The sequence below is a fragment of the Streptomyces sp. NPDC058284 genome, from assembly GCF_042881135.1.
Lineage (GTDB): Bacteria > Actinomycetota > Actinomycetes > Streptomycetales > Streptomycetaceae > Streptomyces.
The window spans coordinates 1-21,493 of record NZ_JBHVYE010000017.1 but is presented as its reverse complement, the minus strand read 5'-3'; the positions used below and the strand labels follow the sequence as shown (position 1 = coordinate 21,493).

Annotated in this window: 19 protein-coding genes and 1 tRNA gene; 10 read left to right on the top strand and 10 right to left on the bottom strand. The window is 68.2% G+C overall.

Translation table 11 applies throughout. The annotated features are described in order from the left end of the window. The 4 genes from ACFVYR_RS23185 to pyk all read left to right on the top strand — a co-directional run bounded on the left by ACFVYR_RS23185 (position 1) and on the right by pyk (position 2,786). Positions 1 to 624, top strand: coding sequence for a hypothetical protein (locus tag ACFVYR_RS23185; RefSeq protein WP_384255697.1), 624 nt, complete (start codon positions 1 to 3; stop codon positions 622 to 624). A 141-nt stretch (positions 625 to 765) separates the two neighbouring features. Further along, a complete protein-coding gene (locus ACFVYR_RS23180) occupies positions 766 to 924 on the top strand; it encodes a hypothetical protein (RefSeq protein WP_384255694.1) in 159 nt (52 codons plus the stop codon). Next, the gene (locus tag ACFVYR_RS23175) at positions 917 to 1,219 is read left to right on the top strand and encodes a hypothetical protein (protein ID WP_384255691.1); all 303 of its coding nucleotides are present in this window, start codon (positions 917 to 919) and stop codon (positions 1,217 to 1,219) included. Before ACFVYR_RS23180 ends, ACFVYR_RS23175 begins: the two co-directional genes overlap by 8 nt. A 130-nt stretch (positions 1,220 to 1,349) precedes the next feature. Further along, positions 1,350 to 2,786 carry a pyruvate kinase gene (gene pyk / locus ACFVYR_RS23170; protein ID WP_384255689.1) on the top strand — a complete coding sequence of 479 codons (1,437 nt, stop codon included), beginning with the start codon at positions 1,350 to 1,352 and terminating at the stop codon, positions 2,784 to 2,786. 3 nt (positions 2,787 to 2,789) lie between these two features. On the opposite strand, the gene ACFVYR_RS23165 is transcribed toward pyk, so the two are convergent. Beyond that, positions 2,790 to 3,548, bottom strand: coding sequence for a helix-turn-helix domain-containing protein (locus tag ACFVYR_RS23165; RefSeq protein ID WP_384255686.1), 759 nt, complete (start codon positions 3,546 to 3,548; stop codon positions 2,790 to 2,792). Between the two features lie 110 nt (positions 3,549 to 3,658). Next, a tRNA-Leu gene (locus tag ACFVYR_RS23160) sits at positions 3,659 to 3,741 on the bottom strand. Positions 3,742 to 3,834: 93 nt separating this feature from the next. Here ACFVYR_RS23160 and ACFVYR_RS23155 point away from each other — a divergent pair. After that, complete coding sequence (locus tag ACFVYR_RS23155) at positions 3,835 to 4,491, top strand: ANTAR domain-containing response regulator (RefSeq protein WP_384255683.1); 657 nt, start codon at positions 3,835 to 3,837, stop codon at positions 4,489 to 4,491. Positions 4,492 to 4,570: 79 nt separating this feature from the next. Here the strand turns inward: ACFVYR_RS23155 and ACFVYR_RS23150 are convergent, their stop codons facing one another. From ACFVYR_RS23150 to ACFVYR_RS23130, 5 genes are all read right to left on the bottom strand, one after another. Next, positions 4,571 to 5,287, bottom strand: a complete 717-nt coding sequence (locus tag ACFVYR_RS23150; RefSeq protein WP_384255680.1) for an ABC transporter ATP-binding protein — start codon at positions 5,285 to 5,287, stop codon at positions 4,571 to 4,573. Beyond that, entirely contained in the window at positions 5,284 to 6,108 is an 825-nt protein-coding gene (locus ACFVYR_RS23145) for an ABC transporter ATP-binding protein (protein WP_384255677.1), read from the bottom strand. The genes ACFVYR_RS23150 and ACFVYR_RS23145 overlap by 4 nt, the downstream gene beginning before the upstream one ends. A gap of 3 nt (positions 6,109 to 6,111) precedes the next feature. Continuing rightward, the gene (locus ACFVYR_RS23140) at positions 6,112 to 7,965 is read right to left on the bottom strand and encodes a branched-chain amino acid ABC transporter permease (RefSeq protein ID WP_384255674.1); all 1,854 of its coding nucleotides are present in this window, start codon (positions 7,963 to 7,965) and stop codon (positions 6,112 to 6,114) included. Positions 7,966 to 7,970: 5 nt separating this feature from the next. Next, a complete protein-coding gene (locus ACFVYR_RS23135) occupies positions 7,971 to 8,900 on the bottom strand; it encodes a branched-chain amino acid ABC transporter permease (RefSeq protein ID WP_384255671.1) in 930 nt (309 codons plus the stop codon). A gap of 164 nt (positions 8,901 to 9,064) precedes the next feature. After that, a complete protein-coding gene (locus ACFVYR_RS23130) occupies positions 9,065 to 10,324 on the bottom strand; it encodes a branched-chain amino acid ABC transporter substrate-binding protein (protein WP_384255668.1) in 1,260 nt (419 codons plus the stop codon). A 523-nt stretch (positions 10,325 to 10,847) separates the two neighbouring features. On the opposite strand from ACFVYR_RS23130, the gene ACFVYR_RS23125 reads away from it, so the two are divergent. After that, entirely contained in the window at positions 10,848 to 11,171 is a 324-nt protein-coding gene (locus ACFVYR_RS23125; protein WP_384255665.1) for a hypothetical protein, read from the top strand. A gap of 40 nt (positions 11,172 to 11,211) precedes the next feature. On the opposite strand, the gene ACFVYR_RS23120 is transcribed toward ACFVYR_RS23125, so the two are convergent. The 3 genes from ACFVYR_RS23120 to ACFVYR_RS23110 all read right to left on the bottom strand — a co-directional run bounded on the left by ACFVYR_RS23120 (position 11,212) and on the right by ACFVYR_RS23110 (position 14,509). Beyond that, positions 11,212 to 11,607, bottom strand: a complete 396-nt coding sequence (locus ACFVYR_RS23120) for a hypothetical protein (RefSeq protein WP_384255663.1) — start codon at positions 11,605 to 11,607, stop codon at positions 11,212 to 11,214. Positions 11,608 to 11,694: 87 nt separating this feature from the next. Beyond that, positions 11,695 to 12,180: a PaaI family thioesterase gene (locus tag ACFVYR_RS23115; RefSeq protein ID WP_384255660.1), complete on the bottom strand. Its 486-nt coding sequence runs from the start codon at positions 12,178 to 12,180 to the stop codon at positions 11,695 to 11,697. 49 nt (positions 12,181 to 12,229) lie between these two features. Then, positions 12,230 to 14,509, bottom strand: coding sequence for an FdhF/YdeP family oxidoreductase (locus ACFVYR_RS23110; RefSeq protein WP_384255657.1), 2,280 nt, complete (start codon positions 14,507 to 14,509; stop codon positions 12,230 to 12,232). A gap of 122 nt (positions 14,510 to 14,631) precedes the next feature. Here ACFVYR_RS23110 and polA point away from each other — a divergent pair, with 122 nt between their 5' ends. From polA to ACFVYR_RS23090, 4 genes are all read left to right on the top strand, one after another. Further along, on the top strand, positions 14,632 to 17,385 hold the full coding sequence (gene polA, locus ACFVYR_RS23105; RefSeq protein WP_384255654.1) for a DNA polymerase I: 2,754 nt from the start codon (positions 14,632 to 14,634) through the stop codon (positions 17,383 to 17,385). Positions 17,386 to 18,265: 880 nt separating this feature from the next. After that, positions 18,266 to 20,026: a lytic transglycosylase gene (locus ACFVYR_RS23100; protein ID WP_384255651.1), complete on the top strand. Its 1,761-nt coding sequence runs from the start codon at positions 18,266 to 18,268 to the stop codon at positions 20,024 to 20,026. A 168-nt stretch (positions 20,027 to 20,194) separates the two neighbouring features. After that, the gene (locus ACFVYR_RS23095; protein ID WP_363272393.1) at positions 20,195 to 20,329 is read left to right on the top strand and encodes an SPW_0924 family protein; all 135 of its coding nucleotides are present in this window, start codon (positions 20,195 to 20,197) and stop codon (positions 20,327 to 20,329) included. 41 nt (positions 20,330 to 20,370) lie between these two features. Next, the gene (locus tag ACFVYR_RS23090; protein ID WP_384255648.1) at positions 20,371 to 21,369 is read left to right on the top strand and encodes a DUF3068 domain-containing protein; all 999 of its coding nucleotides are present in this window, start codon (positions 20,371 to 20,373) and stop codon (positions 21,367 to 21,369) included. Positions 21,370 to 21,493: the final 124 nt, after the last annotated feature.

Genomic DNA, 21,493 nt, shown 5'->3' with positions numbered 1-21,493 from the left:
ATGGAGACACTACTGGCACAGGTCGGCACGGAACTACGCACCCGACGGCGCCCGTTCGACGTAGCAGCCGGACTCCGCCGCCTCGCCGAAGACGCCGGCTACATACCCCAGACCAGAGAAATGCCACCCGTCGCACGAGCCCGCCGCCAACTCACCGCAGTGGTCCGCGGCACACTCGACCAGACCGGCGCGGCCATCCACATCGAACGCCTCGCACAAGAAATCGGCGAAGACGGCCCCGACGGCAACCGCACACCACTCAAAGACCTCGACATCGGCGGCGCACACGTATTCGCCTGCATGCTCCACCTCGCCGACCACCCCGAAAGCGCCCAGTTCTGGTGGCAACTCGCCGCAGGCGCCGGAAACCGCACCGCCGTCCACTGCCTCTACCTCCACCACCTCGGACGCGGAGAAAACCCCGAAGCCACCCACTGGCTCGGCCAGCTCCAGCACTGCCACGACGACACCCTCACCGACCACTTGGCCCACGGCACCCGCGAACCCGGCATCACCGCCGAAGTGGCCCGCCTCGCCGCCCGCGACGACACCGAACCCGTCCTCGTCTGCCGCCCCGAACGCGAAATCGCCGACCGCCTCCAGCACTGCGCCCAACAGCACTGACCCCACCGACCGCACCCCACCAACCACACCCCACCAACCACACCCCCCGCCAACCACAAAGAGCCTGCCAAGCGGTCCCGGTTCCTACGCCACCGACCGCCGACAGGCTCCCCAACAGGCACGCCCCCAGGAGGACCACCCATGCCGCAGCCTAAGCCGAAGCCCGCACCCGCCACCAGCGCCCCACCGGCCAAGAGCCGTCGCAAAGACGCCGCCACCCACCTCCTGCGCGGCACCTGCTACGGCCTCGGCACCGGCCTCGTCAGCCTCGCCGCCCGCTGGATCCAGCAACATGACTGACCACCACGACAGGGGCTCCTTCGCCCGCTGGCTGCTACGCCACTACCGACTCGCCGGATACGACACCGACGACGTCGAAGCGCACATCCGCATCGTCGTCACCGCCGCCGTCGCCCTCGACACGGGACTCACCCCCGAACAGACGACCGCACTCGCCCACACCCTCGCCGTCACACCACAAGAGATCACCGACGCCTACGCCACCGAGATCCGCCAACGCACCCTGGAAAAGATCCTCGCCCACCCCGGCCTCGCCGAACTCGACACCCACCTCGACCACATCACCCGCTGGTAATACAACGGAGCCGCTCATCGGAGCGGCTCCCCGCACAATTCAACACTTGTCAACACCCCTTCACGCAAAGGTTGTTGAGTAGTCACCCCCGACCAATTCTCTACCCGCCGGTAAGCCCTAGGCTCGAACCATGCGCCGAGCAAAAATCGTCTGCACCCTGGGACCCGCCACCGACTCGTACGACCAGATCAAGGCACTGGTCGAAGCCGGAATGGACGTCGCCCGCTTCAACCTCAGCCACGGCACCCACGCCGAACACGAGGAGCGCTACCAGCGCGTGCGAAAGGCCTCCGAGGAGACCGGACGCAGCGTCGGCATCCTCGCCGACCTTCAAGGCCCGAAGATCCGCCTCGGCCGCTTCAGCGAAGGACCCGTACTCCTCGAACGCGGCGACGAGTTCACCATCTCCGTCGAAGCCGGCATAGAGGGCGACCGCCAACACTGCGGCACCACCTACGACGGCCTCGCCGACGACGTCACCACCGGCGAACGCATCCTCGTCGACGACGGCAAGGTCACCCTCGAAGTCACCTCCGTCATCGGCCCCCGCGTCACCACATCCGTCATCGAAGGCGGCATGGTCTCCGACCACAAAGGCCTCAACCTCCCCGGCGTCGCCGTCTCCGTCCCCGCCCTCAGCGACAAGGACGAAGCAGACCTCCGCTGGGCCCTGCGTTCAGGCCTCGACATCATCGCCCTCTCCTTCGTACGCAGCGGACGCGACATCGAAGACGTCCACCGCATCATGGACGAAGAAGGCCGCCGCCTCCCCGTCATCGCCAAAGTCGAAAAGCCCCAAGCCGTCGACAACATCGAAGACATCGTCGCCGCCTTCGACGGCATCATGGTCGCCCGCGGCGACCTCGGCGTCGAAATGCCCCTGGAACAAGTCCCCATCGTCCAGAAGCGCGCCATCAAACTCGCCAAACGCAACGCCAAACCCGTCATCGTCGCCACCCAGATGCTCGACTCGATGATCGACAACTCCCGCCCCACCAGGGCCGAAGCGAGCGACGTCGCCAACGCCGTCATCGACGGCACCGACGCCGTCATGCTCTCCGGCGAGACCAGCGTCGGCAAATACCCCATCGAGACCGTCAAAACCATGGGCCGCATCGTCGAAGCTGCCGAGGAAGACATCCTCGCGAAGGGCCTGCCGCCGCTCACCGAACGCAGCAAACCCCGCACCCAAGGCGGCGCCGTCGCCCGCGCCGCCGCCGAAATGGGCGACTTCCTCGGCGCCAAGTTCCTCGTCGCCTTCACCCAGTCCGGCGACACCGTCCGCCGCCTCTCCCGCTACCGCTCACCCATCCCGCTCCTCGCCTTCACCCCCGACAAGGCGACCCGCTCCCAGCTCAACCTCACGTGGGGCGTGGAAACCCTCCTTGGCCCGCACGTCGACTCCACCGACGCGATGGTCGAGCAGGTCGACGAACTGCTGCTCAAGAGCGGCCGCTGCGACAAGGGCGACACGGTGGTCATCACGGCGGGCTCCCCGCCGGGCGTCCCCGGTTCGACGAACCTGGTCCGCATTCACCACATCGGCGAGGACGACAGCCCGGAGTAGGCGTCAGTACTTCGGGCCGATGTGGGTGTCCATGAGGGCGACGTCGTCCTTACGGGCCACGGAGATGTTGTACGGGTTGCCGTGGCGGGTGCAGTGCGTCCAGCTGACGCCGAGCTTGTCGAGGGTGTCGGTGAAGAGTTCCCTGATGTCGTCCGACTTGTTGGTGAAGAAGTACCGGGGGTATTCGTAGCGCTTGCGCTCGCCGCGTACGAGGCGGGTGGTCCAGTTGGTGATGCGGCAGCCGTCGGAGTGGACGAGCCCTTTCACGAAGTCCCACGGGTGGGCGTCGACGATCTCCTGCTGCCAGGGTTCGAGGGCGATCTTCCGGTCGTGCTTCTTGCCGGGGCCGTGCTGGGGGAACATGCACCACAGGTGGTTCGAGTAGACCTTCACGTTGCGGCAGCCGGTCCGGCGGACACGACATACCGAGTTGTCGGGGAACACCGCACGCATGGCTTCTTCGCAGAGGTCCATGAGCCCGGGCCACGCCTCGGCGCAGACGATCATCAGGCTCGGGACGCGATGGGCGGAGTACCGGATGATGTGTCCGTCACCGAGATAGAGGCCCAGGAGGTAGGAGTACGTGCCTTCGTCGAGCTCGCGACCATCGCAGCGAGGACACTTCGGGTCGTGCCTCCCTGGGCACTCTCCGCGTTTGGCCCGGTCCATGTGCTTCCAGTAGCCAATGGTGCCGAGTGGAACGTTCAGCTCGCGCGCGACCTGAGCATTCTTGGCTCCGCCGCGCAGCAGAGTGAGAGCCATCTGTCGTACTTCAGTGCCGTGGAACATGCGGCCACTTTGTGCCACCGGTCATGGCCGTGTGTAACAGAAAGCGGAGATCCACGAGAACGTGAACCTCCGCTTTACGGCGGTGCCGGGTGCGGGATTCGAACCCGCAAGCCCTCTCAGGCAGAGGTGTTTGAGACCTCCGTGTATACCGTTCCACCAACCCGGCCAGGCGCTGCCGGAAGTGTACCGGGTCACCGCGTGCCATCGCAGCTAGGTACCCTGCAAGGGCAGCGCACCTGCCATGAACGAGGAGCCCCCCGTGACCGCCCCCGAGTCGCCCCAGCCCACCGACGCGTCCGACGACGACAAGTCGCACGTGCCTCCGCTGACGACCCGCGTCGTCATCGCCGAGGACGAGGCCCTGATCCGGCTCGACCTCAAAGAGATGCTCGAGGAAGAGGGCTACAGCGTCGTGGGCGAGGCCGGTGACGGTCAGACGGCCGTGGAGCTGGCCCGTGAGCACAAGCCGGACCTGGTGATCCTGGACGTGAAGATGCCCGTCATGGACGGCATCTCCGCGGCGGAGAAGATCGCGGAGGAGTCCATCGCCCCGGTGCTCATGCTGACCGCGTTCTCGCAGCGCGACCTCGTCGAGCGCGCGCGGGACGCCGGCGCGATGGCGTACCTCGTGAAGCCCTTCAGCAAGACGGACGTCGTCCCGGCGATCGAGATGGCCGTCTCGCGCTTCACGGAGCTGAAGACGCTGGAGAAGGAGGTCGCCGACCTTTCGCAGCGCCTGGAGACGCGGAAGCTGGTGGACCGGGCGAAGTCGATCCTGCAGACGGAGTACGGCCTGACGGAGCCCGCCGCGTTCCGGTGGATCCAGAAGACGTCGATGGACCGTCGTCTTTCGATGCAGCAGGTCGCGGAGGCGGTCATCGAGGACGCGGAGGAGAAGAAGGCGTCCAAGGGCTAGGTCCCTGGTCCGGAGTACGTACGACGAGGCCCGCACCCCCGGCTCGGGGTGCGGGCCTCGTCGTATGCGGGGCAGGCGTTCAGTCCTCGCCCAGGTACGCCTTCCGCACGGACTCGTCGTGGAGGAGGTCGCCGCCGGTTCCTGAGAGGACGATCCTGCCGACTTCCATGACGTGGCCGTGGTCGGCGAGGGAGAGCGCGGCCTGGGCGTTCTGTTCGACGAGGAGGATCGTCGTGCCGTTTGCCTTGAGTTCGGCGATGGTCGCCATGATTTTCTGCATCATGATCGGGGAGAGGCCCATGGAGGGTTCGTCGAGCATGAGCAGTTTCGGCTGGGACATGAGGGCGCGGCCCATGGCGAGCATTTGTTGTTCGCCGCCGGAGAGGGTGCCTGCGGCTTGCTTCTTGCGTTCGCCGAGGATGGGGAAGAGTTCGTATGCCCGCTTGATGTCCTTTTCGATGCCTGCTTTGTCGGTGCGGAGGTAGGCGCCGAGGCGGAGGTTGTTCTCGATGGTCATGCGGGGGAAGATGTGGCGGCCTTCGGGGGAGTGGGCGAGGCCTTGGGCGACGATTTGGTCGGCGCGGTATTTTCGGAGGGGTTTTCCGTTGAATTTGATGGAGCCGCCGACCGGTTTGAGGAGGCCGGAGAGGGTGCGGAGTGTGGTGGTTTTGCCTGCGCCGTTGGTGCCGATGAGGGTGACGACTTCGCCTGCTTCGACTTTGAAGGAGATTCCTTTGACGGCTTCGATCTTGCCGTAGGCGACGCGGAGGTCCTCGACCTCGAGGAGTGTGGTCATGAGTTGTTCTCCTCGAAGGGTTCGCCGAGGTATGCGGCGATGACGCGGTCGTCCTGTTGCACGGTTTCGCTGGTGCCTTCGACGAGTTTTTCGCCTTGGACGAGGACGGCGACGCGGTCGCAGAGGTTGAAGATGAAGCGCATGTCGTGCTCGATGACGAGGACGGCGATGCCCATGTCGCGGATGGCGAAGACGAGTTCTTCGGTGGTGCGGGTTTCTTGGGGGTTCATGCCGGCGGTGGGCTCGTCGAGGAGGAGGAGGCCCGGTTCGCTGGCGAGTGCTCGCGCGATTTCCAGTTTGCGTTGTTCGCCGTAGGGGAGGTTGCGCGAGAGGTGTTCTGCTTTTGCGGCTAGGCCGACGAATTCGAGGAGTTCCATGGCGCGGGCCTTGGATGCGGCTTCCGCCTTGTGGAATCCGGGGCCGCGCAGGAGTGCCGACCAGAGGCCTTCTTTTGTGCGGGTGTGGCGGCCGACGAGGACGTTTTCGAGGACCGTCATGTTGGCGAAGAGGCGGATGTTCTGGAAGGTGCGGGCGATTCCTGCGGCGGTGACTTTGAAGGATTTGGCGGGGAGGATGTGTCCTTTGTAGCGGACTTCGCCTTCGGTGGGGATGTAGAGGCCGGTGAGGCAGTTGAAGAAGGTGGTTTTGCCTGCGCCGTTGGGTCCGATGAGGCCGACGATTTCGCCGGTGTTGACGGTGAGGTCGACGGAGCGTACGGCGGTGAGGCCGCCGAAGCGCATGGTGACGCCGCGGGCGTCGAGGACGGTCTCGCCGGCTCGGGGGGCCGGGGTGGGGTCCTTTTTGGTGGTGTCCGTGGTCATGGGTCAGACCCCCGTCTTGCTGAGGGCCGCGGGCGGCGGCGTCTCGCCGGGTTCGAGTTCGGCCTCGTGGAATTCGAGTTGGCGGCGGCGGTTGGGGATGAGGCCTTCGGGGCGGAATCGCATGAGGAGTGCGAGGGCGAGTCCGAAGGCGAACAGCTGGTAGTCGCCGAGGAATTGGAGTTTGTTGGGGATGAGGTAGAGCAGTGAGGCGCCGACGAGGGGTCCGCTGATGGTTCCCATGCCGCCGAGGACGACGGCGGCGAGGAGGAAGGCGGAGTTGGGTGGTACGGAGTTGGCGAATTGGTACTGCTCGGGGGTGACGGTGTAGGTGACGTGGGCCTGGACGGTGCCCGCGAGGCCTGCGAGGGATGCGCCGAGGGCGAAGGCGATGAGTTTGACGCGGAAGCCGTTGATGCCCATGGCGAGTGCGGCGGTCTCGTCTTCGCGGATGGCGACCCAGGCGCGGCCGATGCGGCTGTCTCCGCTGCGTCGGAATACGAGGACGACGACGAGGGTGATGAGCAGCATCAGGAAGAAGTAGTTGGCGAAGCGGCCGATGGTCTGGCCGAGGATGCTGTGTTCCACGCCGAAGTCGAAGCCGAGGATTTTGAGGTTGGGGATGGAGGAGATTCCGTTGGATCCGTTGGTGATGTCGGGTCCTGAGGAGCCGTCGCTGTTGTTGGCGGCGAGGCGGAAGATTTCGCCGAATCCGAGGGTGACGATGGCGAGGTAGTCGCCGCGCAGGCGGAGGGTGGGGGCGCCGATGAGGACGCCGAAGACGAGGGAGGCGCCGGCGCCGACGAGGATGGCGCCCCAGAAGGGGAGGTGGATGTCGAAGGGGGAGGAGGGGCTTCCGGAGACCATGGATGCGGCGTAGGCGCCGACGCCGAGGAAGGCGACGTATCCGAGGTCGAGGAGTCCTGCGAGTCCGACGACGATGTTCAGTCCGAGGGCGACGGTGGCGAAGATGAGGATGTAGACGCCGATGGTGGCGTATTGGTCGTCGCTTTGGGTGAAGGGGAATGCGGCGGCGGCGAGGAAGGCGCCGATGAGGGTGATGTTGCGGTGGCGTGCGGTGTAGGTGGAGATCTGTGCGACGAGTCCTGCTTTGGTGAGTGCGGCGAAGCCGAAGGCGACGGTGATGAGGAAGCCGATGAAGAGTTCGTCGTATTCGGTGCCGATGCCGTAGGTGAAGACGAGCAGGCCGGTGGCGAGGGCCGCGATGATGATGAGGATTTCGAGGTATGAGTTGAGCTTGCGGGGCGGGGCCGGGGTGTCTGCGGCGAAGGCGCCCTTGATGATGATGCGGCTGTTGCGGGCGCGGTGTTTGTACTGTTCCCAGGTGCTGTCTTCTTCGTCGACCGGGTAGGTGTGGGGTCGTTTGAAGGGGAGGGCGAGGGCGCCGGTGAATGCGGCGAGGGTGGCGATGGCGACGATCCAGCCGCCGGGTTCGAGGTTGGCGAGTCCGCCGAGCTTCTTGGCTATGGCGAAGAGCGTGTACCAGGCGGTGGCGAAGGCGGCGAGTGCGGCGTATTTGAGGGCGGCGTCGGCTCCGGCGGGGGCGAGGGCGCGCAGGCCTTTGGTGCCGTAGGAGGCGAGTCCGTAGAGGGTGGTGAGGGCGCCGGCTATGAGGACGAGCCATTGGAGGCCGCCGGGGTAGCCGTAGACGGTGAGGTCGCCGGGGAATGCGGAGGTCCAGGTCCAGGCGAGGAACGCGGAGATGACGGTGAGGGCGCCGCCGCCGGTGGCGAGTGCGCGGGCGGGGCCGGTGGGGAGGGGGATGAGTCCGGTGTCGGGTGCCTCTTTGGCCGGGTTCTGCGGGTGGGGGGCGTCGGCCGGTGTGGTGTGTGTGGTCATGGTGGTTACGCCCTGTCCGCGACGCGCTCGCCGAGTAGGCCTTGGGGCCTGACGAGGAGGACGATGATGAGGAGTACGAAGGCCCAGACGTCGGCCCAGGACTGGCCGCCGAGTTTGTCCATGCCGGGGACGTCGTTGATGTAGGCGGTGGCCATGGATTCGGCGAGGCCGAGGACGACGCCGCCGATCATGGCGCCGTAGATGTTGCCGATGCCGCCGAGGACGGCGGCGGTGAAGGCTTTGAGGCCGAGGATGAAGCCCATGCGGAAGTCGATCTGGCCGTATTTGAGGCCGCGGGCGACGGCGGCGATGCCGGCGAAGGCGGCGCCGATGGCGAAGGCGACGACGATGACGCGGTCGGTGTTGATGCCCATGAGTTTGGCGGTGTCGGGGTCTTGTGCGGTGGCTTGCATGCCGCGGCCGATGCGGGTCTTCATGACGAAGTAGCCGAGGGCGACCATGCAGATGGGTGCGGTGACGAGGAGGAAGATGTCGCCGGGTTGCATGGTGACGGAGCCGATGTGGATGGAGCCGCCGGGGAGTTCGGGGAAGGAGCGGGCCGATTTCGCCTCGGGGTACCAGGCCCAGACGGCTTGCTGGAGGGCGAGGGAGAGGCCGATGGCGGTGATGAGCGGGGCGAGGCGTGGTGCTTCGCGCAGGGGGCGGTAGGCGAAGCGTTCCGCGCCGACGGCGATGGTGGTGGAGACGAAGATGGCGCCTATCAGCATGAGGGGGACGGCTGCCCACATGCTGGTGCCGTCGGGGAGCCAGAGCCAGACCGTGAGGGCACCGAATCCGCCGGTCATGAAGATCTCGCCGTGGGCGAAGTTGATGAGCTGGACGATGCCGTAGACCATTGTGTAGCCGATGGCGATGAGGCCGTACATGGATCCCAATAGCAGGCCGTTGACCAGCTGTTGCGGCAGTTCGTGCACCGCAGGTCCTCCGAGTCTTTCGTTGTCGTACGACCGTTTCGCGGTGGCTCGTCGGCCTGCGCGCGGTCGCACGCTCCTGGTGACGAGTGCGACGGATGCGACGCCGCGCGGGGCGCTGGTGTGTGAGCGCCCCGCGCGGTCTGTCGTGGGCTGCGGGTGGTGCGTCAGTTGGATCCGGCGTAGGTGCCGGATTCGACGGGCTTCCAGCCGGTCTTGGGGTCGGTGGTCTTGACCTGGTAGACGGTGAGCTGCTTGTTGGTGGCGTCGCCGTATTCGTCGAAGGAGACCTTGCCGGTGACGCCGTCGAAGGTGACGTCCTTCATGGCGTCGATGACCTTGGTGCGGGCGTCCTTGGAGTCGGGGAGTTTGCCGTCGTTGTCGTCGACGACCTTTTTGACGGCTTCGATGATCGCCCAGGCGCTGTCGTAGGAGTAGCCGCCGTAGGCTTCGTAGGCTTCCTTGAAGCCGGCCTTCTTGTAGTTGGCGATGAACTCCTTGGCGGAGGGGAGTTCTTCGACGGGCTGGCCGACGGAGGTGGCGTAGTCGCCGATGCCTTGTTTGCCGGAGAGTTTGATGAAGTCGGCGCTGTAGATGCCGTCGCCGCCGACGAGGGGGGCTTTGGATCCGGCTTGTTTCATCTGCTTGCTGAGGGGTCCGGCCTGGGGGTATTCGCCGCCGTAGTAGACGAGGTCGGCGTCGGAGTTGCGGATCTTGGTGGCGACGGCGCCGAAGTCCTTGGTGTCGGGGTTGATGTGTTCGGTGCCGACGACCTTGCCGCCGAGCTTGGTGAACTCGTCCTTGAAGGTGGCGGCGAGTCCGGCGCCGTAGGTCTTCTTGTCGTCGACGACGAAGACCTTCTTCTTCTTGGCCTTGTTGTAGAGGTACTGGGCGGCGAAGGGCCCTTGGATCGCGTCGGTGGTGGCGGTGCGGAAGTAGGTCTTGTAGGGCCGCGCCTTTTTGCCGCCGTTCCAGTCCGGGCCCTGGGTGAGGGCGGGGTTGGTGTTGGCGGGGGAGACCTGGACGAGTTTGGCGTCGTCGAAGACCTTCTGCATGGATTCGGCGACGGAGGAGTTCAGGGGGCCGACGGCTCCGAGTACTTCCTTGTCGGCGACGAACTTGGTGGCGTTGGTCTGTCCTGACGAGGGCTGGCCCTGGTCGTCGAGTGCTTGGATCTTGAACGTGACTCCGTCGACGTACTTCTTCTCGTTGGCCTGCTTGGTGGCGAGGTCGACGGAGTTGCGGATGCCGAGGCCCAGTGCGGAGAGTTCACCGGTCAGGGGCGCGTCGACGCCGATGACCACGGTGGTTCCGCCGCCGTCGGCCTTGTCTCCGTCGTCCTTGTCGTCGCGCGAGCCACAGGCGGTGAGGGTGAGAGCCCCCGCGGTGAGTGCAGCGGTGATGGCTATGAGCGAACGTTGACGCACGATCAGTCCTTTCCCCTGGCACGGCTGTCCCTTGTTGGGATGCCGAGTCGAGCGCGGAACCGAACTGACAGGAATCCGGTGGGCGCGGTGACTGGCCGTGACTCTAAGGGTGGCTTTGTTCCTGGTGGAGTGGTCGGGCCAAGGCTGTGACGCTCTTGTTATGCCACGGAGTATTCCGGGCTGGAACACGGGGGGCGGTTGGGGCTGAATATGGCCTTGTTCGGTGGATCTCGACGTATCCGCATGCTGAGAATCTCCAGGGCAACTGGCAGGACTGTAAAGCCTTTTGACTCATGACAGTGGTGTTCGTGGGCATGCGGCGGTGAGAGCCCCGGAAAGATCATTCGCGTATTCCGGACCCAGGATGTAACTCTGCCTCTCGTTTGCGCGCGTATTACGCAGAGTTACTTCCAGGAAAGGGAGGCTGGCATTCCGGGGCACTTCTCCGCATTCGCGAATGTGCATCGTGATGATCAACTTCCGGGGTGATCCCGATTTCAGCGTGAAAGGGGCGGGAGGGGATGTGCTGACTGAAAGAGCCGCCGACGGCTGGGCCACCCGCCGGACGGTCACCGGCGGTCCCGACTCCTGCGCGAACGCGATGCCGAAGGTGAAGCTCCGGTCGCCGGCCCGCGGGTGCGAGATCCCGCCCGCGTACGTCACCGACACGCTCTGCGACGGCCAGGGCGGGCCCGGCGGGGGCGGCTCGGGCGGTGGCTGCGGGCGGGTGAGGAAGAGGGTGAGGCCGGCGGCGCAGGCGAGGGCGGCCGCGGCGGCGATGCCCGCGGTGCGGCGGCGGCGCCGGTGCGGGAGGAGCCGGGCCGGGGGCGGGGGGACGGGCCGGTGATCGTAGGTGTCCTCGCCCGGTTCGACCGGGCCGATGGCGTTCACACCCACGGCCCGCCGCTCGGCCCGCCGTGGCGGTACCGCTCGGCGCACCGCTTGCGCGCCTGACCGGCTATCGAATCCCGGCCGGCGGCGGCCGATTCCCGCCTGCGCTCGGTGCGCGCGGCGTCCAGGATGTCGCGCAGGATCAGGTACTGCCCGTTGGACAGACCCATCGACTGGTAGTCGCCGTACCCGGGGTCGCCCGAGTCGTAGATCTGCCGCGCCCACTTGGTGATGATCGTCGTGCAGAGGGCGGCGGGGGGCGTGGTGCCGGCGGCGGGGCCGGAAGTGGCGCCGGGACGGTCGTCGGATCCGGCGCTCTCGCATCCGGTGGAGAGGGGGGCGGCGAGGGCGGCGGTGAGGGCGAGCGCACAGAGCGATATCCGGTGCGTCATGGGGAGACGCTAGTGCGCAGCCGCCCACTCCGACAATGAGCCTGCGCCCGCCCCTTCTGAAGCCTGCCGGCTGTTGCGGGCGCCGGGTCAGCCCGCCGAGGCGACGGAGCCGGTCTCCGGGGTGGCGTCGCGCAGCATGCAGGTCAGGCGTGCGCTGCACACCCGCTTGCCCTGGTCGTCGCTGATCACGATCTCGTACGTCGCCGTGGAGCGGCCCCGGTGCACGGGCGTGGCCACGCCGGTGACCAGGCCGGAGCGGGCTCCGCGGTGGTGCGTGCAGTTCAGGTCGACGCCGACGGCGAGCTTGTCGACGCCGCCGTGCAGCATCGCGCCGACCGAGCCGAGGGTCTCCGCGAGCACCGCGGACGCGCCGCCGTGCAGCAGCCCGTACGGCTGGGTGTTGCCCTCGACGGGCATCGTGCCGACGACACGCTCCGCCGAGGCCTCCAGCACCTGCACGCCCATGCGGGTGCCGAGGTGCCCCGCCGAGAACAGGGAGGGCAGGTCGACGCCGAGCGCGGCGTACTCGTCGATGACCTCCTGCGGGAACTTCACGCTGTGCTGCTCACCCATCGGCCCGGCTCCGTTCGTTCGGCTGCGTCACCTGTCGCTGAGCGAACGCTCAGTCGAGGGCCGATTGTTCCAGGCGTACGACGACGGACTTGCTGGCAGGGGTGTTGCTGGTGTCCGCGGTGGCGTCCAGCGGCACCAGGACGTTGGTCTCGGGGTAGTACGCGGCGGCGCAGCCGCGGGCCGTCGGGTAGTGCACGATCCGGAAGCCGGGTGCGCGGCGCTCCACGCCGTCCCGCCATTCGCTGACGAGGTCGGCGTACGTCCCTTCGGCGAGGCCGAGGTCCGCGGCGTCGTCGGGGTTGACCAGGACGACGCGGCGGCCGTTCTTGATGCCGCGGTAGCGGTCGTCGAGGCCGTAGATGGTGGTGTTGTACTGGTCGTGGGAGCGCAGTGTCTGGAGCAGCAGCCGTCCTTCGGGGAGGGCCGGGTACTCGACGGGGGCCGCCGTGAAGTTGGCCTTGCCGGTGGCCGTGGGGAAGCGGCGTTCGTCGCGCGGTGCGTGGGGGAGGGCGAAGCCGCCGGGGTGGGCCACCTTGGTGTTGAAGTCCTCGAAGCCGGGGATCACGCGCGCGATGCGGTCGCGGACGGTGGCGTAGTCCTTCTCGAACTCCTCCCAGGGTGTGTGCGACGCGCTGCCGAGGACGCGCCGGGCGAGGCGGCACACGATGGCGGGTTCGGAGAGCAGCTGCTTGCTCGCGGGCTTGAGGCGCCCGCGTGAGGCGTGCACCATGCCCATGGAGTCCTCGACGGTCACGAACTGTTCGCCGCTGCCCTGGACGTCGCGTTCGGTGCGGCCGAGGGTCGGCAGGATCAGGGCGCGGGCGCCGGTGACGGCGTGCGAGCGGTTGAGCTTCGTCGAGACGTGCACGGTCAGGCGTGCCTTGCGCATCGCGGCTTCGGTGACCTCGGTGTCGGGGGAGGCGGCGACGAAGTTGCCGCCCATCGCGAAGAACACCTTGGCCTCGCCGTCGCGCAGGGCCCTGATGGCGCGGACGACGTCCAGGCCGTGGTGGCGGGGCGGCGTGAAGCCGAACTCCTTCTCCAGGGCGTCGAGGAAGGCGGGCGCGGGCCGCTCGAAGATGCCCATGGTGCGGTCGCCCTGCACGTTCGAGTGGCCGCGGACGGGGCAGACGCCCGCTCCGGGGCGGCCGATGTTGCCGCGCAGCAGGAGGAAGTTGACGATTTCGCGGATGGTGGGGACCGCGTGCTTGTGCTGGGTGAGGCCCATCGCCCAGCACACGACGGTGCGCTTGGAGGCGAGGATCATGCGCAGGGCTTCCTCGATGCGGGCACGCTCCAGACCGGTGGCCTTGAGGGTGTCGTCCCAGTCGGCGGCGGCCGCGGCCTCGGTGAACTCCTCGTAGCCGTGCGTGTGTTCGCGGACGAACTCCTCGTCGACGGCGCCCTCCGTCTGCAGGATGAGCTTGTTGAGGAGGCGGAAGAGGGCCTGGTCGCCGCCGAGGCGGATCTGCAGGAAGAGGTCGGTGAGGGAGGTGCCCTTGAGCATGCCCTGCGGGGTCTGGGGGTTCTTGAAGCGCTCCAGGCCGGCCTCGGGCAGCGGGTTGACCGTGATGATCTTCGCGCCGTTGTTCTTGGCCTTCTCCAGGGCGGAGAGCATGCGCGGGTGGTTGGTGCCCGGGTTCTGCCCGGCGACGATGATCAGGTCCGACTTGTAGAGGTCTTCGAGGAGGACGCTGCCCTTGCCGATGCCGATCGTCTCGGTGAGCGCGGAGCCCGACGACTCGTGGCACATGTTGGAGCAGTCGGGGAGGTTGTTCGTGCCGAGTTCGCGGGCGAACAGCTGGTAGAGGAACGCCGCTTCGTTGCTGGTGCGGCCCGAGGTGTAGAACACGGACTCGTCGGGGGAGTCGAGGGCCGCGATCTCCTCGGCGATGATGTCGAAGGCGCGCTCCCAGGAGACCGGCTCGTACCGCTCGCCGCCCTCCGGCAGGTACATGGGGTGGGTGAGGCGGCCCTGCTGTCCCAGCCAGTACCCACTGCGGGTGGCGAGGTCGGCGACGGGGTGCGCGGCGAAGAAGTCGGGGGTGACGCGCCGCAGCGTGGCCTCTTCGGCGACCGCCTTCGCGCCGTTCTCGCAGAACTCCGCCTTGTGCCGGTGGTCCGGCTCGGGCCAGGCGCAGCCGGGACAGTCGAAGCCGTCCTTCTGGTTGACGCGGAGCAGCGTCAGCGCGGTGCGGCGCACGCCCATCTGCTGCTGGGCCACCCGCAGCGTGTGGCCGATGGCGGGCAGGCCCGCGGCGGCGTGCTGCACGTCGGCGACCTGCGGCGCGTCCTGGACCGGATCGCCCTTGGGCGGCTTGCTTGCCATGGTCGGCTCCCCTTCGAGCACGTGTGTGAGCTACGTCTCCGATCCTCCCACGCGGCACTGACGGAGGGGGCGTGGGCCGGGGTTGGGCCTCAGTGTCAGTGGGGCGTGGCAGGATCGGGGACGTGGCAGAAACAGCAGCGAAGAAGAAGTCCGAGACCGCGGTGGCGAAGGGCCGGAAGGCCGGCGGTGAGCAGCGTCCGCGCCTGATGCTCATGGACGGGCACTCCCTGGCGTACCGGGCGTTCTTCGCGCTGCCCGCGGAGAATTTCACGACGGCGACGGGCCAGCCGACGAACGCGATCTACGGCTTCGCCTCCATGCTGGCGAACACGCTGCGTGACGAGGCGCCCACGCACTTCGCGGTGGCGTTCGACGTCTCGCGCAAGACGTGGCGTTCCGAGGAGTTCTCGGAGTACAAGGCGAACCGCTCCAAGACCCCGGACGAGTTCAAGGGGCAGGTCGAGCTGATCGGCGAGATGCTCGACGCGATGCACGCGGTGCGTTTCGCGGTCGACGGCTTCGAGGCGGACGACGTGATCGCCACGCTGGCCACGCAGGCGGAGGCGGCCGGCTTCGAGGTGCTGATCGTCACGGGCGACCGGGACTCCTTCCAGCTGATCACCGACCACGTGACGGTGCTGTATCCGACGAAGGGCGTCTCGGAGCTGACGCGCTTCACGCCGGAGAAGGTCGTAGAGAAGTACGGGCTGACCCCCGCCCAGTATCCGGACTTCGCGGCGCTGCGCGGCGACCCGTCGGACAACCTGCCGGGCATCCCCGGTGTCGGTGAGAAGACCGCCGCGAAGTGGATCAACCAGTTCGGTTCGTTCGCCGACCTCGTCGAGCGCGCCGACGAGGTCAAGGGCAAGGCCGGGCAGAACTTCCGCGACCACCTGGAGGCGGTCAAGCTCAATCGCCGCCTCACCGAGATGGTGCGTGACGTCGAACTCCCCAAGGACGTCGCCGACCTGGAGCGCGTGGCGTACGACCGTACGGCGCTCGCGATGGTCCTCGACACCCTGGAGATCCGCAATCCCTCGCTGCGTGAGCGCCTGCTCGCCGTCGACCCGGGTGCGCAGGAGGCCGAGCAGGCCCCGGCCGAGCCGGGCGTTGAGCTGGACGGCGCGGTGCTCGGCGCGGGCGAGCTCGCGCCGTGGCTGGCCGAGCACGGCAAGGTGGTCCTCGGCATGGCCACGGTCGACACCTGGTCGCTCGGTACGGGCACGGTGACCGAGGTCGCGCTGGCCGCGGCGGACGGGGCGGCGGCGTGGTTCGACCCCTCGACCCTGGACGAGGCCGACGAGAACGCGTTCGCGGCCTGGATCTGCGACCCCACCAAGCCGAAGGTCCTGCACAACGCCAAGGGCGCGATGCGGGTCTTCCCGGAGCACGGGTGGACGGTGGACGGCGTGACCATGGACACGGCGCTCGCCGCGTACCTGGTGAAGCCGGGCCGCCGCTCCTTCGCCCTGGACGCGCTCTCCCTGGAGTACCTGGGCCGTGAGCTGGCGCCCGCCGCGGCGGCCGACGGGCAGCTCGCCTTCGGTACGGAGGAGGACGACCGGGCCGAGGCCGACTTCCTGATGTCGCAGGCCCGCACCATCCTCGATCTGGGTACGGCCTTCGGGGAGCGGCTGACGGAGGTCGGCGCGAGTGATCTGCTCGCCGACATCGAGCTGCCGACGTCGGCGCTCCTGGCCCGCCTGGAGCGGCACGGCATCGCGGCGGACCGCGGCCATCTGGAGTCGATGGAGCAGCAGTTCGCGGGCGCGGTGCAGCAGGCCGTGAAGGAGGCGCACGCCGCGGCGGGCCACGAGTTCAACCTGGGCTCGCCCAAGCAGCTCCAGGAGGTCCTCTTCGGCGAGCTGAACCTCCCCAAGACGAAGAAGACGAAGACCGGTTACACCACGGACGCGGACGCGTTGGCCTGGCTCGCGGCCCAGACGGAGAACGAGCTGCCGGTCATCATGCTCCGCCACCGTGAGCAGGCGAAGCTGCGCGTCACCGTCGAGGGTCTGATCAAGACGACCGCGGCGGACGGCCGCATCCACACCACGTTCAACCAGACGGTGGCGGCGACGGGCAGGCTCTCCTCCACGGACCCGAACCTGCAGAACATCCCGGTCCGCACGGACGAGGGCCGGGCGATCCGCCGCGGCTTCGTCGTGGGCGAGGGTTTCGAATCCCTCATGACCGCGGACTACAGCCAGATCGAACTGCGCGTGATGGCGCACCTCTCCGAGGACGAGGGCCTCTTGGAGGCGTTCTCCTCCGGTGAGGACCTGCACACGACGGTCGCCTCGCAGGTGTTCGGCGTCGAGGGGTCCGCGGTCGACGCGGAGATGCGCCGCAAGATCAAGGCCATGTCGTACGGCTTGGCGTACGGGCTGTCCGCCTTCGGCCTCTCCCAGCAGCTGAACATCGACGCGGGCGAGGCGCGTGCGCTGATGGACACGTACTTCGAGCGGTTCGGCGGTGTACGGGACTATCTGCGCCGCGCCGTCGACGAGGCGCGCGCCACCGGTTACACGGAGACGATGCTCGGCCGCCGCCGGTACCTGCCCGATCTCAACAGCGACAACCGCCAGCGCCGCGAGATGGCCGAGCGGATGGCTCTGAACGCGCCGATCCAGGGCACGGCCGCGGACATCGTCAAGATCGCCATGCTGAACGTCCACGGTGCGCTCACCGCGGCGAAGCTGGACTCGCGGATGCTGCTGCAGGTCCACGACGAAATCGTCCTGGAGATCGCGCCGGGCGAGCGGGCGAAGGTGGAGGAGCTGGTCCGCAGGGAAATGGCGGGAGCGGTGGCCCTGCGGGCGCCGCTGGACGTGTCGGTAGGGGTCGGCCCGAACTGGGAATCCGCCGCGCACTAGTCCCTCCCGGGATGGGGGGGCGGTGTGGGGTGGGTGGGGTCCGGGGGCCTGTGTCGGGTGCGGGTGGATTGTGGCTCGTCGCGCAGTTCCCCGCGCCCCTCGGGGGCGTTGCGGTGTGGGCCCTGGGTGCGGGTGGGTCGTGGCTTGTCGCGCAGTTCCCCGCGCCCCTTGTGGGGTGTCGCGGTGCGGTCTTGCCTGTCGGCCCGCTGTGGCTGCTCGCGCCGTTCCTCGCGCCCCCATGCGGCCCCGCCAGGGGCGCGAGGAACGGCGCGCTCAACCACGGACGTATGCGCGGACGAATGAGCGTGTCCAGCCCCCCAGGGGCGCGAGGAACTACGCGACCAGCCACAATGCACCCGCAGGCAGGATGAGCCCGCCCGCCCCCTCAGGGGCGCGGGGAACTGCGCGCTCAACCACCACGCACCCGCAGGCAGGATGAGCCCGCCCAGCCCCCCAGGGGCGCGGGGAACTGCGCGACAAGCCACGGTGTGCCCGCGGTCGGGGTGAGAGCTGAGGCCCCCACGCAGGGGGGCGCGGGGAACTGCGCGACAAGCCACCGCGTGCCCGCGGTCGGGACGAGAGCTGAGCCCCCTGACGCGGTCGCGGGACAACACCCCCCGGCTCCGCCAGGAGTGCGTACCATCAACCGCATCGCCAAGCCCCGCCCCGCGCCACGTAACAGACCTGTCGCGACCACAAGGCCAACTGGTAAAACCGGGCACGAACGGGTGTCTGGGTGCCCGAAGTTGTCGTAGTGTCGCCTGAGTCGACCCGCAGGAAGTACGAGCGTACGACAGCAAGCGTGTACGAGCGGAAAAGCGCGTACGCGAAGGTGGGGGCGGCGAGCAGAAGTCGTCACAAGGGGAGGGGTGGCTCGGTCATGGCGCCGGTAATCGGCAGGCGGCTGCGCAGAGGAACGGTGACCGCCGCGGTGGCCGCGGCAGCGGTGGCGGCTCTGGCCGCGTCGCAGGCCCCAGGCGTGACGGACGTACCGAGAGACGAGCCGGCGGCAGGCGCATCGGACGCCACCCCGCCGCCCGGCGACGGCTCCGCGACCGGCAACTCCCCCTACTACACCGACCTGCCGCGCCTGCACAGCCCCGTCCCGCCGAACAGCGGTGACAAGGAGGCCGAGGCGGGCCTGCCGGCCACCGTCCTGGACGCGTACAAGAAGGCCGAGCGCGCCCTCAACGCCGACAAGCCGGGCTGCAACCTGCCCTGGCAGCTGCTCGCCGCCATCGGCAAGGTGGAGTCGGGCCAGGCCCGCGGCGGCCGCGTCGACGCGGACGGCACGACGCTCGAGCCGATCCTCGGCCCGCCCCTGAACGGCATCGGCTTCGCGAAGATCACCGACACCGACAAGGGCGCGTACGACGGGGACACGACGCACGACCGTGCCGTCGGCCCCATGCAGTTCATCCCCTCGACGTGGGCCACCTCGGGCCGGGACGGCAACAACGACGGCAAGAAGGACCCCAACAACGTCTACGACGCGGCGCTCGCCGCCGGCTACTACCTCTGCGCGGGCGACCGCGACCTGGCCGTCGAGGACGACCTGCACGCGGCGATCCTGAGCTACAACCACTCCGAGGAGTACCTGAACACGGTCCTGTCGTGGCTGGAGTACTACCGCAAGGGCACCCACGAGGTGCCCGACGGCTCGGGTGTCCTGCCGGACGACCGCAGCGACCACCGGTTCCCGGGCCTCGGCTCCGGCCTGACGTCGCCTCTCTCCCCCACGCCGAAGCACAAGCCCGGCAACAAGCCCGGCTCCGAGAACCCCGGCAACAACGGCAACGGCAGCCACAAGCCGAAGCCGCCGCGCGAGGGCGAGGGCAGTCACAAGCCCGCCCCGTCGCCGGCCGTTGTCGACGTTCTGACGAACGCGGGGACAGGCGATCTCGTCGCGAGGACGGGCGACACCTTCACCGAACGCGTCGCGGTGCGCGCGGAGTCGAAGTCGGGTGACTCCGTGCCGAAGACCACGGTGAAGTTCCGCGTCGTCGGCGCCACGGACACCCGCTTCGAGGGCGGCGCGAGGAGCGTCACCGTCACCACGGGCGCCACCGGCAAGGCCACCGCCCCCAAGCTCGTGGCCGGCGAGAAGGCGGGGAAGTTCAGCGTGCTGGCCACGGTCGTGGGCCACCGCGCGGTGCCCGGCGTCGACTTCGACGCGGAGGTCACCGCACGGCAGGCCGACGCGCTCGCAAGGACCACGGACAAGCCGCTGGTCTGCGCACCGGGCAAGGCGTTCGCCGACCGGGTCGAGGTCAAGGCGACGTACAAGGGCAGGGCGGCCGACGGCGTCGCGGCCACCGCCACGATGATCAAGTCGGCGACGGACGCGAACGCCAACGACAAGGGCCCCTACTTCAAGGGCGTGGACGGCAAGCCGGTCCGCACGCTCCAGGGCCTCAAGACGGACGCGAACGGCGTGCTGAGGCTCCCGAGGATGTACGCGGACGACGCGGCGGGCACGTACCTCCTGCGCATCGTCACGGAGGGCGGCGCCACCCTCACCGTCGAACTGAAGGTGGTGGCCGCCGCGGAGCCCGACACGACGCCCACACCGTCGACCTCTACGAGCCCCTCCCCGAGCGGCACGCCGAGCGCCTCCCCGAGCGGCACGCCGAGCGCCTAGCCGTACGGCCGCGCGGCCACCGCGCAGCCTCCGACCGCCCCTTCGCCACCCACGGCGAGGGGGCGGTCCGTGTTTGTGCAACGTGTTCTCATCTCGCCGTTCCGTTGCTACGGTGCCCGCCCTGACGCCCTATCAGTTCCGGCCGCACGCCGAATCGGGAGGCCCCGCATGCGCGCCCTCATCGCCGCAGCCACCGGCCTCGCCGTCGCGCTGGCACTGGTCCTGACCATCACGGCGATCGGCGCCCCACCGGGCGAGACGTCACCCGAGCCGCTCCTCACCACCGTCCCCGAGCACCCCTAGACGCACACCCACTGCCCACAGCCGTAGGGAGGGCCGCCGCGATGCGCCGCAAGGCCAGCCTCGTCCTGCTCGCCTTCGCCGTGTTCTGCACGGCCATGTCCCCGCTCATGCGCTGGTACGCCTTCCCCCGCCTCGCGAAGATCCCGCCGAGCCAGTACCAGGAAGCGGTCCTGGAGGCGGACGATCCGACCCTCATCGACTACGGCACCATGAAGGCCAAGAAGATCGACAAGGTCACCATCGTGCAGACCCTCAAGGGCAACGTGGAGGCTTCGGAGAAGATCGAGAAGAGCGCCGACCGCGACGTCGTCGTCTGGGACGCGCTCTCCTACGTCCAGGACGACAAGGGCAAGATGGTCTCCAAGATCCCCGAGCGGTACATCTTCGACGCGCACAGCCAGGAACCGGTGCACGCCACGGGCGAGATGGTCGACGGCGACGCGGTCAAACGCGAGGGCATCGAGTTCAAGTGGCCGTTCCTGACCGAGAAGCGGGACTACGAGTACTTCGACGCGCAGGCCCGCATCACCCGGCCCATCCACTACAAGGGCACCCAGGACTTCCGCGGCCTGAAGGTCTACTACTTCGAGCAGACCATCCCCTGGACCAAGGTGCCCTTCCCCAGGACGATGCCCGTCAAGGGCATCACCGCCCAGTCGCTCGCCAAGACCGGCACCACCCGCTGGTACACCACTGTCCGCAAGTTCTGGGTCGACCCGACAACCGGAGCACCCGTCTACGGAGAGGAGATCCAGCGCAACGAACTGCGCGGCGGCACCCTCCTCGGCGGTCGCGACAAGGTCACGGTCTTCGCCGGGCACGTGAAGATGCGCGAGGACTACATCAGGGACACCGTCGACCTGGTCAAGTCCCAGCGCGTCCTGGTCCTCCTGCTGACCTCGTACCTGCCCTGGGGCTTCCTCGTCCTCGGCACGCTCCTGCTGGCCCTCTCCCTCTGGCTGGAGGCCCGCAGCCGCAGGCCGGACGACCCGGCACCGGCGGCCGCGAAGGACCCCGCACCGGAACCGGTGGGCGCCTAAGCTTGTTCTTTTTCTTCCGGGCTCGAACGGTGTCTCGAACTGGGTCGCTCACCAGGGGGTTTGCCGGACGTGGGGGCGGCCTTCGTCTGATCCTGTGCTCCGACCAAGGTGCACGTGACCGAGA

Coding starts and splice junctions, on each gene's coding strand:
- ACFVYR_RS23185 (WP_384255697.1), top strand. CDS start 1: ATGGAGACACTACTGGCACAGGTCGGCACGGAACTACGCACCCGACGG.
- ACFVYR_RS23180 (WP_384255694.1), top strand. CDS start 766: ATGCCGCAGCCTAAGCCGAAGCCCGCACCCGCCACCAGCGCCCCACCG.
- ACFVYR_RS23175 (WP_384255691.1), top strand. CDS start 917: ATGACTGACCACCACGACAGGGGCTCCTTCGCCCGCTGGCTGCTACGC.
- pyk (WP_384255689.1), top strand. CDS start 1,350: ATGCGCCGAGCAAAAATCGTCTGCACCCTGGGACCCGCCACCGACTCG.
- ACFVYR_RS23165 (WP_384255686.1), bottom strand. CDS start 3,548: ATGGCTCTCACTCTGCTGCGCGGCGGAGCCAAGAATGCTCAGGTCGCG.
- ACFVYR_RS23150 (WP_384255680.1), bottom strand. CDS start 5,287: ATGACCACACTCCTCGAGGTCGAGGACCTCCGCGTCGCCTACGGCAAG.
- ACFVYR_RS23145 (WP_384255677.1), bottom strand. CDS start 6,108: ATGACCACGGACACCACCAAAAAGGACCCCACCCCGGCCCCCCGAGCC.
- ACFVYR_RS23140 (WP_384255674.1), bottom strand. CDS start 7,965: ATGACCACACACACCACACCGGCCGACGCCCCCCACCCGCAGAACCCG.
- ACFVYR_RS23120 (WP_384255663.1), bottom strand. CDS start 11,607: ATGACGCACCGGATATCGCTCTGTGCGCTCGCCCTCACCGCCGCCCTC.
- ACFVYR_RS23115 (WP_384255660.1), bottom strand. CDS start 12,180: ATGGGTGAGCAGCACAGCGTGAAGTTCCCGCAGGAGGTCATCGACGAG.
- ACFVYR_RS23110 (WP_384255657.1), bottom strand. CDS start 14,509: ATGGCAAGCAAGCCGCCCAAGGGCGATCCGGTCCAGGACGCGCCGCAG.
- ACFVYR_RS23100 (WP_384255651.1), top strand. CDS start 18,266: ATGGCGCCGGTAATCGGCAGGCGGCTGCGCAGAGGAACGGTGACCGCC.
- ACFVYR_RS23095 (WP_363272393.1), top strand. CDS start 20,195: ATGCGCGCCCTCATCGCCGCAGCCACCGGCCTCGCCGTCGCGCTGGCA.
- ACFVYR_RS23090 (WP_384255648.1), top strand. CDS start 20,371: ATGCGCCGCAAGGCCAGCCTCGTCCTGCTCGCCTTCGCCGTGTTCTGC.